The sequence below is a fragment of the Acinetobacter sp. NCu2D-2 genome (assembly GCF_001647675.1).
In the GTDB taxonomy this organism is placed as follows: Bacteria; Pseudomonadota; Gammaproteobacteria; order Pseudomonadales; family Moraxellaceae; genus Acinetobacter.
The window spans coordinates 2,309,073-2,326,005 of the sequence record NZ_CP015594.1; the positions used below are offsets into that span (position 1 = coordinate 2,309,073).

The 16,933-nt window shown below is 41.2% G+C and carries 11 protein-coding genes; 1 reads left to right on the forward strand and 10 read right to left on the reverse strand.

All coding sequences use genetic code 11. The features are described 5' to 3' along the window. Positions 1–196: 196 nt before the first annotated feature. The 10 genes from A3K93_RS11160 to A3K93_RS11205 all read right to left on the reverse strand — a co-directional run bounded on the left by A3K93_RS11160 (position 197) and on the right by A3K93_RS11205 (position 14,213). Complete coding sequence (locus tag A3K93_RS11160; protein ID WP_067731284.1) at positions 197–1,618, reverse strand: FAD-dependent oxidoreductase; 1,422 nt, start codon at positions 1,616–1,618, stop codon at positions 197–199. Between the two features lie 75 nt (positions 1,619–1,693). Then, complete coding sequence (gene gltB, locus A3K93_RS11165; RefSeq protein WP_171255070.1) at positions 1,694–6,169, reverse strand: glutamate synthase large subunit; 4,476 nt, start codon at positions 6,167–6,169, stop codon at positions 1,694–1,696. A 441-nt stretch (positions 6,170–6,610) separates the two neighbouring features. Continuing rightward, entirely contained in the window at positions 6,611–7,462 is an 852-nt protein-coding gene (locus A3K93_RS11170) for a hypothetical protein (RefSeq protein ID WP_067731286.1), read from the reverse strand. A gap of 12 nt (positions 7,463–7,474) precedes the next feature. Next, positions 7,475–8,554 carry a 3-dehydroquinate synthase gene (aroB, locus tag A3K93_RS11175; RefSeq protein ID WP_067731287.1) on the reverse strand — a complete coding sequence of 360 codons (1,080 nt, stop codon included), beginning with the start codon at positions 8,552–8,554 and terminating at the stop codon, positions 7,475–7,477. Positions 8,555–8,580: 26 nt separating this feature from the next. Then, positions 8,581–9,117, reverse strand: coding sequence for a shikimate kinase AroK (gene aroK, locus A3K93_RS11180; protein WP_067731288.1), 537 nt, complete (start codon positions 9,115–9,117; stop codon positions 8,581–8,583). A gap of 36 nt (positions 9,118–9,153) precedes the next feature. Then, positions 9,154–11,259: a type IV pilus secretin PilQ gene (locus A3K93_RS11185; RefSeq protein ID WP_067731289.1), complete on the reverse strand. Its 2,106-nt coding sequence runs from the start codon at positions 11,257–11,259 to the stop codon at positions 9,154–9,156. 17 nt (positions 11,260–11,276) lie between these two features. Next, the gene (locus tag A3K93_RS11190; protein ID WP_067731290.1) at positions 11,277–11,804 is read right to left on the reverse strand and encodes a pilus assembly protein PilP; all 528 of its coding nucleotides are present in this window, start codon (positions 11,802–11,804) and stop codon (positions 11,277–11,279) included. Further along, on the reverse strand, positions 11,804–12,514 hold the full coding sequence (locus A3K93_RS11195) for a type 4a pilus biogenesis protein PilO (protein WP_067731291.1): 711 nt from the start codon (positions 12,512–12,514) through the stop codon (positions 11,804–11,806). The genes A3K93_RS11190 and A3K93_RS11195 overlap by 1 nt, the downstream gene beginning before the upstream one ends. Beyond that, positions 12,511–13,155 carry a PilN domain-containing protein gene (locus A3K93_RS11200; protein ID WP_067731292.1) on the reverse strand — a complete coding sequence of 215 codons (645 nt, stop codon included), beginning with the start codon at positions 13,153–13,155 and terminating at the stop codon, positions 12,511–12,513. Before A3K93_RS11200 ends, A3K93_RS11195 begins: the two co-directional genes overlap by 4 nt. Next, the gene (locus tag A3K93_RS11205) at positions 13,155–14,213 is read right to left on the reverse strand and encodes a pilus assembly protein PilM (protein WP_067731293.1); all 1,059 of its coding nucleotides are present in this window, start codon (positions 14,211–14,213) and stop codon (positions 13,155–13,157) included. The genes A3K93_RS11200 and A3K93_RS11205 overlap by 1 nt, the downstream gene beginning before the upstream one ends. A gap of 166 nt (positions 14,214–14,379) precedes the next feature. On the opposite strand from A3K93_RS11205, the gene ponA reads away from it, so the two are divergent. Then, positions 14,380–16,908 carry a penicillin-binding protein PBP1a gene (ponA, locus tag A3K93_RS11210; RefSeq protein WP_067731294.1) on the forward strand — a complete coding sequence of 843 codons (2,529 nt, stop codon included), beginning with the start codon at positions 14,380–14,382 and terminating at the stop codon, positions 16,906–16,908. Positions 16,909–16,933: the final 25 nt, after the last annotated feature.

Genomic DNA, 16,933 nt, shown 5'->3' on the forward strand with positions numbered 1-16,933 from the left:
CAGTCATTCCGTATTGAGCACAGTATGTGAATGAAGTCACAAAATCGAAATAGCCAAAATGCTTATTGAGTTTGTAAAAAGGCTCAAATTTATTGTTTTTAATGTTCTAATTATTGAACGTGTAATGCCAAAATTTAAAAAATAAAACCCGCACAGGGCGGGTTTTATTTAAATATCAATGAATATTTAGAGCAGATTAAACATCTAAATAATCCAAGATCCCTTCAGCTGCTTGGCGACCTTCCCAAATTGCAGTCACGACAAGATCCGAACCACGAACCATATCCCCACCTGCGAAGATTTTTGGATTCGACGTCTGGAACTTATAGTCTTGCTTTTCAGCTGCAACGACACGTCCTGAACCATCAAGGTTGATATTTACATCAGCAAACCAATCTGCTGGACTGGTACGGAAACCAAAGGCAAGAAGTACTGCATCAGCAGGTAGAATTTCTTCAGAACCTGGAATTGGCTCTGGGCTACGACGACCACGACTGTCAGGCTCACCGAGTTGAGTGGTAACGACTTTAACACCCGTTACTTTGCCATTTTCACCGACAATTTCGATTGGCTGACGGTTAAATTGGAATTCCACCCCTTCTTCACGCGCATTTTTCACTTCTCGACGTGAACCTGGCATATTTTGCTCATCACGGCGGTATGCACAAGTCACTGAGCTTGCGCCTTGACGGATTGAAGTACGGTTACAGTCCATCGCGGTATCACCACCACCAAGAACAATCACCTTTTTGCCTTCAACAGAAATGTATTCAGATGGATCTTTTTCCCAGCCTTGGGTGCGGTTAACATTAGCAATTAAGAAATCAAGCGCATCATACACACCATCAAGATCTTCACCTGCAAAACCACCTTTCATGTAGGTATATGTTCCCATACCCATGAAGACCGCATCGTAATCGGCAAGAAGTTGATCAATCGTCACATCTTTGCCAATTTCAGTATTTAAGCGGAATTCAACGCCCATACCTGTGAAAATTTCACGACGGCGTTTCATGACGTCTTTTTCCATCTTGAATTCTGGAATACCAAAAGTCAGTAAACCACCAATTTCAGGACGTTTATCGAATACAACTGGTTTAACACCATTACGAACAAGGATGTCTGCGCAGCCTAGACCCGCAGGACCTGCACCAATGATTGCTACTTTTTTATCTGTCCATTTCACATGAGACATATCTGGACGCCAGCCCAGTGCAAAAGCGGTATCGTTAATATATTTTTCGGCATTACCAATGGTCACGGCACCGAAACCATCATTGAGGGTACATGCACCCTCACACAAACGGTCTTGTGGACATACACGACCACATACTTCAGGCAAAGTATTGGTTTGATGGCAGAGTTCAGCCGCTTGGAAAATACGACCTTCCGAAATCAGTTTAAGCCAGTTTGGAATATAGTTATGTACTGGACATTTCCATTCACAGTACGGGTTACCGCAACCTAAGCAACGATGCGTTTGGTTTGCCGCAATTTCAGCTGTAAACGGTTTATAGATTTCCACAAATTCTGCTTTGCGGACATTAAGATCTTTTTTCTCTGGATCTTGGCGTGCGACATCCAGGAATTGAAAGTCATTGTTTAGGCGTTCTGCCATGTCTCTCTCCGTGGGTGGGTGCAAGCTGAACATTGTCAGCCTGCGCACCTACCTATATATCTGCAAGTAGTGGAATTATTGTGGATCAGCTTGAGTTGTTTTTAACAACGTCTGCAAGTTTGCAGCTTTTGGTTTCACCAGCCAGAATTTACGGCTGTAGAAATCAAACTCATTGCGGATCTTATACGCCCAAGCACTACCTGTTTCTTTAATGTGTTCATCTAAGATACGAAGTAAGAATGATTGATGCTCTTCCATCGCTTCAGTTGAAATACGGTTCAGTTCGATCAATTCGTGATTGTAATGATCAACGAAGTCATTATCTAAATCAAGAACATAAGCGAAACCACCAGTCATACCTGCACCGAAGTTATGACCTACTTTACCAAGTACAGTCACAATACCGCCAGTCATATATTCACAGCAGTGATCGCCTGCACCTTCAATTACAGCAAACGCACCTGAGTTACGTACCGCGAAACGTTCACCCGCAGTACCCGCAGCAAAGAGTTTACCGCCTGTCGCACCGTATAAGCAGGTATTACCAATGATGGCAGTTTCTTGAGTTTGGAAAGGTGAACCTTTTGGTGGGAAGATCGATACTCGACCACCAGCCATACCTTTACCCACATAGTCATTCGCATCACCTTCAAGGCTGATATGCAAACCACCTGCGTTCCAAACACCGAGTGACTGACCTGCTGTCCCTTTTAACTTCACTTTAACTGGATGCGCTTCCATGCTGAGGTTGCCATAACGTTTTGCAATCTCACCTGAAATACGTGCACCAATCGAACGGTCACAGTTACCAATGCTATAACTGAACTCACCACCTGTGCCTTCTTCAATGGCAGGTAGCATATCTGCAACCATTTGTTCAGCAAGAACACCCTTATCAAACGGTTCATTGCCTTGAACTTCGCAGTACTGCGCTTTACCTTCAGCAGCAGGATGTGACTGCAACAATGCACTTAAGTCTAAGTTAGCATGTTTATCGGTTTCACCTGGTAGCATTTCAAGTAAGTCAGTACGACCAATCAGGTCTTTCAGGCTTGATACACCAAGCGCTGCCAACCATTCACGTGTTTCTTCTGCAATAAAGTGGAAGAAGTTAATCAACATTTCAGGTTCACCAATATAGTGTTCCTGACGTAAATGGCCTTGTTGAGTCGCAACACCGGTCGCACAGTTATTTAAGTGACAGATACGAAGATATTTACAACCAAGTGCAATCATTGGTGTCGAACCGAAACCAAAACTTTCTGCACCCAAGATTGCTGCTTTCACAACATCGAGACCTGTTTTCAAACCACCATCAGTTTGAACGCGAACTTTACCACGTAGATCGTTAACACGAAGTGCTTGATGCGCCTCGCTTAAACCAAGCTCCCATGGAGAACCTGCATGGTGAATTGAGGAAAGTGGAGAAGCCGCTGTACCGCCGTCATAACCTGAAATGGTAATGAAATCGGCATAAGCTTTCGCTACACCTGCCGCAATCGTACCAACACCTGGCTCTGAAACAAGCTTAACTGACACCATCGCCTGTGGGTTAACTTGTTTTAAATCGAAGATTAACTGTGATAAATCTTCAATTGAGTAAATGTCGTGATGCGGAGGTGGCGAAATAAGGGTAACGCCTGGTACAGAGTAGCGTAAACGCGCAATTAAGCCATTCACTTTACCACCCGGCAACTGACCACCTTCACCTGGTTTTGCACCTTGTGCCACTTTAATTTGAAGGACTTCTGCAGAAGTTAAGTATGCAGGTGTCACACCAAAACGGCCTGATGCAATTTGTTTGATTTTCGAGTTACGAATTGTGCCGTAACGCGCTGGGTCTTCACCACCCTCACCAGAGTTGGAACGACCACCAATAGTGTTCATTGCAATCGCAATGGCTTCATGCGCTTCAGGTGAAAGTGCACCTAAAGACATACCCGCAGAGTCGAAGCGCGGCAGAATTTCTTCTACAGATTCAACTTGCTCAAGCGGAATTGAATTTTCTGTTTTAAGTTTCAACAAGTCACGAATGGTTGCGACTGGACGTGTATTGACAAGCTCTGCATATTCTTTGAAATCTGCATATTTGCCTGAACGCACAGCTTTATGTAAGGCATTGATTACATCAGGGTTAAATGCATGGTATTCCTTATCGAATACGAATTTCAGCATACCGCCTTGATCGATTGGCTTACGAGATTTCCATGCCAAAGATGCTAATTTTTTCAGATCATTTTCAAGATCGCTGAATGACGCACCTTTAATACGGCTTGGTACACCTGTGAAGCATTTGTTAACCACTTCATCAGATAAACCGACAGCTTCGAATAACTGACCGCCACGGTAAGATGCAACAGTCGAGATACCCATTTTCGAAAGAACTTTAAGTAGACCTTTCTCAATACCTTTACGGAAGTTTGATTGCGCGTGAATTGGATCACCCAATAACTCACCTTTGGCAATCAAATCATTAATCACATCGTAAGCAAGGTATGGATAGATTGCTGTCGCACCAAAGCCTAACATCACAGCAAACTGATGCGCGTCACGTGCTAAACCAGTTTCAACAATAATATTGGCATCCGTACGTAGACCTGAATTAATCAAGTGATGATGTACAGCACCTGTTGCCATCAATGCATTGGCTGGTAGGTAACCTTGACGAATTTTCTTATCTGAAAGAACCAGTAAAGTTTTACCATCACGAATCGCTTGAGCAGCTTCTTCACAGATACGTGCAATCGCAGCTTCAAGACCTTCTGACTCTTCATAGTTCAAGTCGATATCAGCAATTTCATACCCCTTACGACCGAGCGTACGGATTTGATGCATTTTAGAGTTCGACAATACTGGGCTTGAAATAATCAGACGATCCGCATGTTCAGGGCCTTGCTCAAAGACGTTTTGTTCACGACCTAAACAGGTTTCAAGCGACATCACAATTGATTCACGTAATGGATCGATTGGTGGGTTTGTGACTTGGGCAAACTGTTGACGGAAATAATCCGATACATGACGCACTTGACGCGACAATACCGCCATTGGCGTATCATCACCCATAGAACCCACAGCTTCCTGACCGCTTTCTGCGATTGGACGAAGCAATTGATCACGCTCTTCAAACGTTACCATGAATATTTTTTGTGATGCTTTTAGGTCATCGCCTTTTAAGCCTTGTTCACATAAATATTCTTCTAATTCAGGGCTACCTTGAATACGTACTGAATTTTCACGCAACCATTCACGGTATGGACGCATGTTTTTCAGGTGATTGCTGACATCTTTGGTATCCAGCATTTTGCCAGTTAGGGTATCAATCACGAGGATTTGACCAGGACCAACACGACCTTTAGAAATTACATCTTCAGGTTCATAGCCCCAAACACCAATTTCTGACGCCAGTGTGATGTAGTCATTTTTAGTAATGACCCAACGCGCTGGACGCAAACCATTACGGTCAAGCATACAGATTGCATGACGACCATCTTGAATCACAAGACCTGCAGGACCATCCCATGCTTCCATATGTTTAGAGTTAAACTCATAGAATGCACGTAAGTCAGCATCTAAAGTTTCAACGTTTTGCCACGCTGGTGGAACTAACATACGAAGTGCACGGAATAAATCCATACCCCCACCCACCAAGATTTCAAGCATATTATCTAAGCTTGAAGAATCCGAACCCGTACGGTTCACGATCGGATTAAGATCAGTTAAACCTGGCAATAATGGGTTTTCAAATTTTGGTGTACGTGCCATTGCCCAGTTACGGTTTGCAGTGATGGTATTAATCTCACCATTGTGTGCAAGGTAACGGAATGGCTGTGCCAACGGCCAACGCGGTAACGTATTTGTAGAGAAACGTTGGTGGAATACCACAATGTGTGATTCTAAACGCTCATCAGCAAGGTCGGTATAGAAGTCAGCGATTGCAGCTGGCATCATTAAACCTTTATAGCTGATCACAGTTGAGCATAAAGTCGTCACATAGAAATATGGATCATTGGTGAGTTGTTGTTCTGCACGACGACGCGCTAAGAACAATTTACGGTTGAATTCAACCTCTGTTACACCCATTGGGCAGTTAACAATAATTTGCTCAAAAGCAGGTAAAGACTGCATTGCAATTGAACCCAAAGCATCGTTATTGGTTGGCACAACACGCCATGCCAACACTTTACAGCCTTCAGATTCAATTTCTTTCGTTAGAATTTGTTTTGCATGTGCAGCAAGAGCAGGATCAAGATTTAAAAATACCGTACCTACAGCGAAGACTTCACTTAAGGTAATGTCACTTAAGCGTTTTGCTTCTTCACGGAAAAATTGCTTTGGCATAGCCAAAAGTAGACCACAGCCGTCCCCTGTTTTGCCATCAGCGGCAATACCACCACGGTGGGTCATACAACTTAAACTATGAATAGCGGTTTTAACCAGATCGTGGCTTGCATCACCCTGCATATGGGCAATCAAACCAAAACCACAGTTATCCTTAAACTCATCCGGTTGGTATAAACCTTGAGCGGGAGCTACATTATTAGGCGATGACATGTGCATAGCGTACCCTTCTTTTCACAGAGCCTTTACAGGCTATTAAACAATAGAATTATTCTTTGAAATGGTGTTGTCATTTACACATAGAAAAATCGAACAAGCGAAATAGGAGTTAATGCATATCGGAATGTGCATGTTCCAAAGCTGTTAAATATTGAGGATTCTCATCGAGCGATGTTCAAAACTTAAAGGGTGAACACAATTGAAGCTTCATCTACAACACTTAAACCAATTTCGCGCCAAAACAGGGAGATTCGTTCATTTCACGCACCAATAAAGCAAATTTCATGCCACATTTATGATCTCGTGCAGAAACTAAGCTACACCTGCTTTTATTCTTTTATACCGTGGATAACGTTATTTTTATATCGAATTATTTGCACCAATTGGGCACAATTTCACTATTTCTTATAAAAGGCTGCGCTATTTTAGGACAACTTAATTAAATGGGTCTTCAATTTCAGGAACAGTATGACGCTGTGTGTTCTGTGGCTTAGCACTTGGCACTTCAACAGCGCTTTCTGAACGATGCACATCCACCACTTCACCATGCTCATCACGGCGTGTAATGGTGGTTGTCGTTGTAGATACACTCATTTTAGCCCGTTCTGCCGCTTGTTGGGCACGCTTAGCCGCAAGTGCTGCTTCATCTACTTGAGGAATTGGAACATTCTTTAAGATGACTTCACGGATTTTTTGATTAGGTAATAGTTCATCCGAACCTAAATTATCAACTAATGATTCAAATTGTTTCATTGCAATCACTTTAGGCTGAATAGACTTAGGCAATCCCATATCTAGACCACCGAGTGCTTGTTTAGCATCTGCTTCTGATGAATACAAACCATAGAGCAAAACATATTGTTCAGGGACATTTTCACCAGCAACGCGTAAATAGGTAAAGTCTTTACGGTCGAGCTGTTTTTTGAGGAAGTTTTTTAGAATAAGTTCATCTGTTACTCTAAACACTTCAATCGCAAACATCCTTTGGTGATCATTTACATATTTTGTGCCACGAAATTCTGCTTCATGATTGGCATTTACAATTGTGCGTTTATTTAAATTAAGTGGATGCACTTCATCCATTAATGCACCAAGATGGTTCATTGATGCCACTTTTTCAGGCTGAATCTGTAATTCAACCTCTGTTTCTGGATTTTTAGTCAGCTCAACCAGCTCATCTTTATCGGTAATCGCCCAAAAGACTAATGCAATAAAAAGACAGCCTACGCCACAGACCAGCCAAAAATAATGCTGAATCTTTTGCCAAGGTGTACGTAAAGCTGTCATTGAATAATTTACCTATTGCTGATTCGCTAAAATTGCTTGTTTCATGGCTTCGACATCAAATTCATTGGTAATCACAGCCTGACCTAATTTTTTCAGTAAAATCAGACGTAATTGACCATTCAGAACTTTTTTATCATGCGCCATATATGCCAAAAATTCATCTAAAGGAATTTTAGGACAATTCACAGGTAATTGGGCACGTGAAATGATTTTTTTTGTACGTTCTAAGTCTGTTGCCGAAATCCAGCCCATACGCATAGACAAATCCGCAGCCATCACCATACCTGTGGCAACAGCTTCGCCATGTAACCAAACGCCATAGCCAAGGTAAGATTCAATGGCATGACCAAACGTATGTCCTAAATTCAATAAGGCACGTTCACCTTGTTCTTTTTCATCATTGGCTACAATACGTGCTTTATGCGCACAAGAACGATATACCGCTTCAGCTAGAAGATCAGCATTTCCTGCCACAAGACCGTCCATATTCGCTTCAAGCCAAACCAAAAATTCTTGATCACAGAGCAGCGCATATTTAATGACTTCAGCTAAGCCTGCTGAAAGTTCACGTGATGGCAAGGTTTTTAGCTGTGCCATATCAGCCAAAACTACTTGCGGCTGCTGAAATGCGCCTATCATATTCTTGCCTAATGGATGATTAATCCCTGTCTTTCCACCTACACTTGAATCGACTTGTGACAGCAATGTGGTTGGCACTTGAACAAAATACACGCCGCGTTGGAAGCATGCGGATGCAAAACCAGACATATCACCAATCACACCACCACCAAGTGCAAGCACCGTTGCATCACGGTTAAACCCTGCTTCCAGCAAAGCATCAAAAATTAGATTCAAATGTTCAATATTTTTATATTTTTCACCATCAGGCAAAATGCAGGTGGCAACCTTTTTGCCTAATTGCTCAATCGCTTCCACATAGTGACTAAGATACAAAGGCGCTACCGTATCATTGGTGACAATCATCACTTGTTTACCTTTGATATACGGCTCAAGTAAAGTTTGTGGATTTAAATCACTGCCAATAAAAATAGGGTAGCGGCGATCACCAAGTTCAACGTATAGGGTTTGCATTTTATTAACCACGTAAATAACAGAATTTATTGAGCAGAAACAATCAGATTTAATATCTTTTGGGCTAAATCACGTGCAGCCCCTTGATTGGTTTCAATAATATGGTGTGCAACTTCACGATAAAGTGGGTCGCGAACAGCCAATAAATCCTTGAGCTTTTGTTCAGGATTTTCAACTTGAAGAAGTGGACGATTTTTATCGCGATAGGTACGCTGTAGCTGAATTTCTACAGGTGTATAAAGGTAGATCACAATACCACGGTGTTTTAAAAATTCCCGATTGGGTGCTTGAGTCACTGCACCACCACCCGTTGCGAGAACCAACTGAGGTTTAGCTGTTAACTCATCAATTACAACAGTTTCACGACTACGAAAACCACGCTCACCCTCTTTTTCAAAGATCCATGGAATCGTTGCACCTGTTTTACGTTCAATTTCATGATCGCTATCTAGAAACTCACGCCCTAACAGTTCTGCTAAATGTCGTCCTACTGTTGTTTTTCCCGCCCCCATCGGACCTACCAAATAAATATTTGGTAGGTTTTCAAACTCTTTGCTTGGCAAGGAGTCACCTATTCATTTTGTTAATTTCAAAATATATTAATGATTTCTTGAAACACTGTCATTAACAATTCGTGGTGTAACAAAAATCAGTAACTCTGCTTGGTTAGAAACTTTGGAATTATTTTTGAACAGGTTCCCAACTACAGGTAAATCTCCAAAGAATGGCACTTTGTCTGAAGTTGTAGTTTTAAAATCATCAAAAATACCACCAAGAACAACCGTTTCCCCGTCATTAATCAATACATTTGTCTCTAGTTCATTTGTATTAATAGATGGTCCTTCTGTTGTCATTTCACCAATAGAATCTTTTTCCACCTTAAGTTCGAGTTGAACCTTTCCTTCAGGAGTAATACTCGGTGTGACTTCTAACTTCAAATTTGCTTCTTTAAATGAAGTCGTTGAGCCTTCATTGGCACTATAAGTTTGATAAGGTATTTCAGTACCACGAAGAATATAAGCTTTTTGCTTGTCACCCGTTAAGATTTTTGGCGCTGATAAAACCTCACCCATTCCATCAGATTGTAATGCTGTTAATTGCAAATCTAACATATAGTCGGAAATTTTAAGTAAGCCAAAGTTAAAAGTTCCTGCAGAAGCAGTACTTAAATCCACACCTAAATCAACTTTCGGTGAAAAATCTCCTCCCCACACGGTAGAGCCTGGAGCATTTAATCCTGTCGGGTTATTACGTTGTAATCCCCACTTAATCCCTAAATCACGCGAGAAAGAACGTTCAGCTGTTACAATACGTGCTTCAACCATGACTTGCTTAACGGCCACATCGAGTAAATCGATCATCTTACGAATTTGATCAATACGCTGTGATGTATCATTAATAATCAAAGTATTAGTTCTAGTATCAACTGAAACAGTACCACGAGGACTTAAGAGATTCGCTTCACCCAATGGATCATCACCACTACTCCCACCTGTAGAGGACGATGAGTTACTTGCTTTTTTAGAAGAAGTTAACAGTTTTTCAATATCTGCTGCTTTTGCATAACTAAGTTGAATATATTCAGTTTGCAATGGAGAAAGTTTAATAGATTGAGCAATCGCCTTAGCTTCCTCCTCCTCTGCTTTAGTTAACTCTTCAATAGGTGCAATCCAAATCACATTGCCATTACGGCGTTTATCCAGTTTTTTAGTTTTTAAGACAATATCAAGTGCCTGATCCCAAGGTACCTCTTTCAGTCTTAAAGTAATATTTCCTTGTACCGAATCAGCTGCCACCATATTGATATCGGTAAAGTCAGCTAAAAGCTGTAACACACGGCGAACTTCAATATCTTGGAAATCTAAAGAAATTTTCTTACCTGAATAATGACTAACCGCTTTAGGACGCAAAGGATTTTTGTCTTCAGGTCGTTTTAAGCTAATCGTTAATTTATTATCTGTTTGATAGGCCATATATTCATAACTACCGTTAGTTTGAATGGTAATTAAACCTGACCCATTTTGATTGACTGCATCCACTGTTGAAGCAGGTGTTGCAAAATCATTGACATTTAACCGACGAATTAAATGCGCAGGAATTTTTGATCCAAGAGAGCGAATAACAACTTTGGTTCCTTGCTGCTGAACATCAACTGGTGTATTTGCGCCTGCAAGATCTATCACAATCTGACCTTCACCTTTGCTGCCGCGCTGGAAGCCGATATTGGTGATACCTTGCTCTACATATCGTGGTGATACATTTTTTGCCACTGCTGGAGCTGCGGCATTGATTTTGAGAATAAATGTGTTCCCTTCTACACGCGTCGTAAACGCACCTGGATCCGTCAAATTCACGGTTAAACGTGAACGTTCAGCATCAGAACTAACACCTAACTGCGATGCTTCTTTAGTCCCAATCGCAATATTCTTTTGCGCAAAATTTTCTCGCGTATTTTCAAAATCTAAAATTAAACGTGATGGTGTTTCTAATTGATAGGCATTTGGCTGTGGTGGTAAACCATTAAACATGACACGAATCTCAGTGCCTTGCCCTGGAATCTGCATCGGTACAATATTGGTGATCTCAACTTGAGCGCTCGCTACCTGTGAGATCGCAATGGCAATCGAAGCCATAGAAAACTGACGAAACACATGATTCATTGTATTACCATCCCCAAAAATATAATCTCTAAAACTATTTTTCATTGTTATTCCTTAAAATCTTATGGCGTCGGGCCAATGAGTACAAGACTTCTTGGTCGTTCTACATAGCCCTCACGACCGTCAGGTATAATCTCAATTAAATCAATTTGCGTCGGTATAATATTGACCACACGACCATGATTTAAGCCCATATAACTACCCCGTTGTATACGCTCAATTTCCCCATCTGGTGTTTGAATCAACGCCACGATTTGACCAGCTTGATTCTTCAAACTGCCTTTCATATTTAAGGATTCAAGTGGATAGCTTTCTAGAGGTTGTAATTGACGTGAAAAATTCGGATAAACACGTTTACCTTCCATAACTTTCAATTCTGCCGCAAGTGAACTTGGCAAGAATGGGCTCTTTAGCTGCTGTGCTGCATAATTAAATGTTTCAGCAGGAGGAAAATCTGGAGCAGGCTCAATCGGTAATGCGGGTTGATTACGAATATTCGCCATTTCTTGATTCACGACGTCAATCCGTGATTCACACCCCACCAGTAAATATCCAAGCATCACGGCTGAAGTCAATTTTAAAATTTTCATTATTGAGTACCTCCAGCTGAGGTATTACTATTTTGCTTTACTGATGCATTTCCAACATAACGATAAGTCTTCGCTTTTAAAGAATAATCAATGGTTGGAATCTCACTTCTTTTTTCTTTATTTTCTGTACCCGTAATCGTGAAATCATGTAATGTCACAATACGTGATAAAGCCGCAATACTGCTCACAAACGTACCAAATGCATGATAATCGCCTGTGGCTTCAATCGAAATCGGCTGTTCGATAAAGAATTCTTGTTGCACTTCAGGTTCTAAGCGAATATTTTTAAATTTGAGGCCTGAATTCACACCACTTAAGTTAATGTCTTCAACCAAGCCAGGAATTTCTGTTTCTTTCGGCAATTGTTCTAATTGCTGATTAAAACTTGCTTTCATTTCCTGCAATTGAATTTGATATTGCTGCAAGTTACGCAACTTAGAATCTTTTTCACGAAATTCATTTAATAAGTTTTGTTCTTGTGCATTGGCTTGCTCAATTGCCTCAATTTTACCTTTGATAAAACCAAAATAGACTAATGCCAAAACAAGGAAAATGATAAACAGCCAACACGTAATTTTGACTGCAAGTGGCCAAGAGCCATAATTATTTGGATCTAAGGTATTAAACTGCTGGAAAAACTTCTCTACAGTCATTTTATTTTTTGGTGCTACAACTGCATCGTCATTTAATTCATTGATTTGCTGACTCATGATGTTGCCCCTCCTGTCGCTGTAGCAGGTGGTTGACTGGCTGGATCAGCAGCTACAGGTGCAGCAGGTTGATCTAAATCAACAGTCACTGTAAATGTGCCATAAGATTCTTCAACACGTGGAATCACTGAACTTGCAGGCTTATCCTTTTTCTCTTCAGCCACGAGGAATGAATTCATAAAGGCATTACGGTACCAAGAAGACGCTTCCAAATTACGTAGCAACTCAGCCACAGTATTTGGACTTTCAGCCTTACCTTCGATGGTAAATTTATTCCCTGCACGTACAAATTTGGTAATGTACATATTGCTTGGTGTGATACGGACAATCTCATCAATCAAATGTACTGCGATCGGACGCTGTGTTTGTAAACCTTGAATTAACTTCATACGTTCAACAATTGCATTGCGCTGTTCTTGTAGACCATCCAATGCTTTAAGCTGTACATCCAAGTTCTGGTTGGTGCTCACAATCAATTGATTGGCTTGTTCTTGATCTTGTAATTTTTGATCAAAGTAGAACCATGTTCCCCCAGCTGCCGCCAGACCAATAAGCAGTGCTGCAACAGAATACGCAATAAATTCGTTATTTCTTTTTAGTCTTAGCTCGTCGCGCCAAGGCAGTAAGTTAATTTTAGCCATTAATCAAAACTCCTTAATGCCAAACCGCATGCAACCATAAGTGATGACGCATCATTTTCAATTCTTTTGATATCGATTTGAGGAGAAAAGCCCATCTGTAAAAAAGGATTTGCTACGGTGACACGGTAACCGAGTTTTTGTTGTAATAATTTTGCCAGACCAGGAATATTGGCATTACCACCCGCCAATAAAATATGGTCAATTTCATTAAACTGAGATGAAGAGAAGAAGAACTGTAATGAACGTGCAGCTTGCTGAACGACAGCATCCAAGAAGGGTTCAAGCACTTCAATATCATAGTCATCAGGCAGTGCGCGGGTTTTTTTCGCACGTCCAGCTTCTTCAAATGACAAACCATAACGGTTTTGAATTTCTTGAGTGAGCTGCTTGCCACCAAAAACTTGCTCACGCGTATAAATAATTTTGTTATTTTGCATGACAGATAAGGTCGTCATACTGTGACCGATATCCAAGATACCGACAGTATTCACACCCATCGGCAAGGTATCTGAAAACACCTTAAATGCATTTTCAAGTGCAAAGCTTTCGACATCCGCAATTTTAGGATGTGTACCTGCGATTTGAAGCACTTCAGAACGCGCTTCAACATTTTCAATTCGCGTTGCAACAAGTAATACGTTGACACGATTTGGATTGGATAAACGATCTGGCAGTACTTCAAAATCAATACTAGCTTCATCAAGTGGGAAAGGAATATATTGCTCTGCATCTTCACGAATCTGAACTTCACGCTCATCACTCGTCATATCTGCATCCATTTCAATGATTTTGGTAATTGCCATTGATGTTGGAATTGCAAAAGCCGCTTGGTTAGACTGTGTATTGGCTAAATTGATCGCACGCCCCAGCGCATCCCCAACTGCTTCTGGATTTAATATATTTTTTTCGACAACACTTCCTTCCGGCAAAGGGACTAAAGCATAGCTTTCTACCCAATACCGTCCGCTTTTCATTGAAAGTTCCAAAACTTTAACGGAGGTCGAACTAATGTCGACGCCCATTAACCCCTTATTTGGCTTACGATATAACCTGCGCACAATATAATTCCTATTATTTTTTTATCCCCAATTTAAAGTAACCCACTAATTCGCTTCGGTCTATAATTTTATGCAGATACAATAACTCATCTAACATTATGTATATCTAAAGGATATACTGACCACTCATTAGTTTGCCATTAGCTCTTATTAAAACTTACTTGTTATGAAAAAGCTATCTTGTTCAGGCCTTGTTCATCCATTTTTTTTGATCATCATTATTCTTATGATCTCAATTCCGATGGGTTTTTATGGCATGTACCTATATATTGCCCCATCTTTACCTGAAATGTCTATGCTTAAAAAGGCACCATTATTAAAGCCTTTACAAGTTTATAGTGCAGATCAAAAATTAATTGCTGAATACGGCGGTAAGCTGTCTGTGCCTGTGGAATATGATCAGATTCCACAAGACTTTATTCATGCGTTCCTTGCTGCAGAAGATTCGAGCTTTTTTAAGCATAGTGGTATTAGTTTCAAGGGCTTAGGTCGTGCAGTCAGTGAAACGATCACGGGCTCTGACGTGCAAACAGGTGGTTCAACCATCACTATGCAAGTGGCAAAAAACTATTATTTAAGTCCTGAACGAACCTTAAAACGCAAACTGACCGAAATTTTCCTTGCTCGAAAAATTGAACAAAATCTGACGAAAGAAGAAATTTTAACACTGTATGTGAATAAAATTTTCTTAGGGAAGAATGCCTACGGTATCGCTGCTGCAGCAAAAATTTACTATAACAAAAGTTTAGCAGAGCTATCACTTGCGCAGATGGCAATGATTTCAGGTTTACCAAAAGCGCCTTCTAAATATAACCCTGTTGCCAATCCAAAACGTGCCTTAGAACGTCGTAACTGGATTTTAGGTCGTATGTTACAACTGGGTTATATTCAACAAAACCAATATCAAGCAGCAATTGCTGAACCCCTAAACTTGGATATGCCGGATCGTAGCACACGAAATTTATTTCCTTACGTCGGTGAAATGGTTCGTGCAGAGCTGATCCAAAATTTTGGTGAACAAGCGATTGATTCAGGCTATAAGGTTTACACCACTATTGATAGCCAACGTCAAACTTATGCCGAGCAAGCAGTTCAAGATGGTTTAGAGGCTTATGACCGTCGTCATGGTTGGCGAGGTGCTGAAGCAAACGATGAGCCATTAGAAAATTTTCAACCTTATGCCAATACCTACCCTGCTCAAGTGGTTAAAGTGGCAAATAACAGCTTTGATGCCTTAATGCAGGATGGCTCGATCATTACTGTACCTTGGTCAGGCATGTCATGGGCGCTCCCCTACCGCAATGCCAATGCTGTAGGCAATGCACCCAGTAAAGCCAGCGACATTGTTAAACTTAAAGATATTATTCGCATAAGACCAAATGAAGCTAAAACAGCATGGTCTTTGGTGCAGGTGCCAAAAGTACAAGGACAATTAATTGCATTAAACCCAAACAATGGTGCAATCGAAGCAATTGTTGGTGGTTATAACTTCTATCAATCTAAATTTAACCGTGCAATTCAAGGTTGGCGCCAACCCGGTTCAACAATCAAACCGTTCATCTACGCTTTAGCACTTGAACGTGGGATGACACCTTACAGCATGGTGAGTGATAGTCCCATCACCATTGGAAAATGGACACCGCGTAACTCGGATGGTCGCTATTTGGGTATGATTCCCCTTCGCCGTGCGCTGTATCTGTCTCGAAATACCGTGTCTGTTCGTTTATTACAAACGGTTGGTATTGAGCGTGCACGTCAGTTGCTCATGGATTTTGGTCTTGAAGATCAACAAATTCCGCGTAACTACACTATTGCACTGGGTACGCCACAAGTCTTACCTATTCAAATGGCAACAGGCTATGCCACTTTTGCTAATGGTGGTTACCGCATTCAACCGCATTTTATCAGTCGCATTGAAGATGCCTATGGCAATACAATTTTTGAAGCCAAGCCAGAATATGCTTGCATCAAATGTATTAATGAGCCTGAACCTGAAGTAGAAGAAGCTGCCAGCGAAGCGATTACCCCTGATGACGAAGTGATCGAAGTCACCAATCAATCTCTAGAGAAAAAAGACTTAACACCATTAAATGCAGCGCAAAATAGCAATTATCGTCAAGCACAGCGCATCTTAAAATCTAGCTCAGCATTTGATATGGCCAATATTTTGCGTGACGTGATTCAACATGGTACAGGTCGTGCTGCACTGAAAATTGGTCGTAGTGACTTAGGGGGTAAAACAGGTACTACGAATGATGCCAAAGATGCATGGTTCGCAGGGTTTAATGGTAAGTTGGTGACTGTAGCATGGGTTGGTTTTGATAAACCAACTACGCTTGGTCGCCGTGAATATGGTGGCGTCGCAGCACTTCCTATTTGGACCAACTTTATGGCCAATGCCTTAAAAGGCAAACCTGAATCTTGGGTTCATTTAGATAAAAATGCCAAAGCACCGATTGACCGGACACGTGTTGTAAATGTCGATCAACATGATCCATCTTCACCACCTCTGGCAACGCCTGCTTATCGCCCTGCCCCAGTGGCTCCACCTAAACGTATCGATAGTGACTTTGAAGATTTACCAGGACAGGAAATTAAAAATCCTGATGAACCAGAGCCGACACCAACTCGAGAACAACCTTTACAGCCGAAAAAAGTAGATACGCTTGATCATTTGATTGAGCAAGTTCGCTAATAAAAAAGCCCTCTTTAAGAGGGCT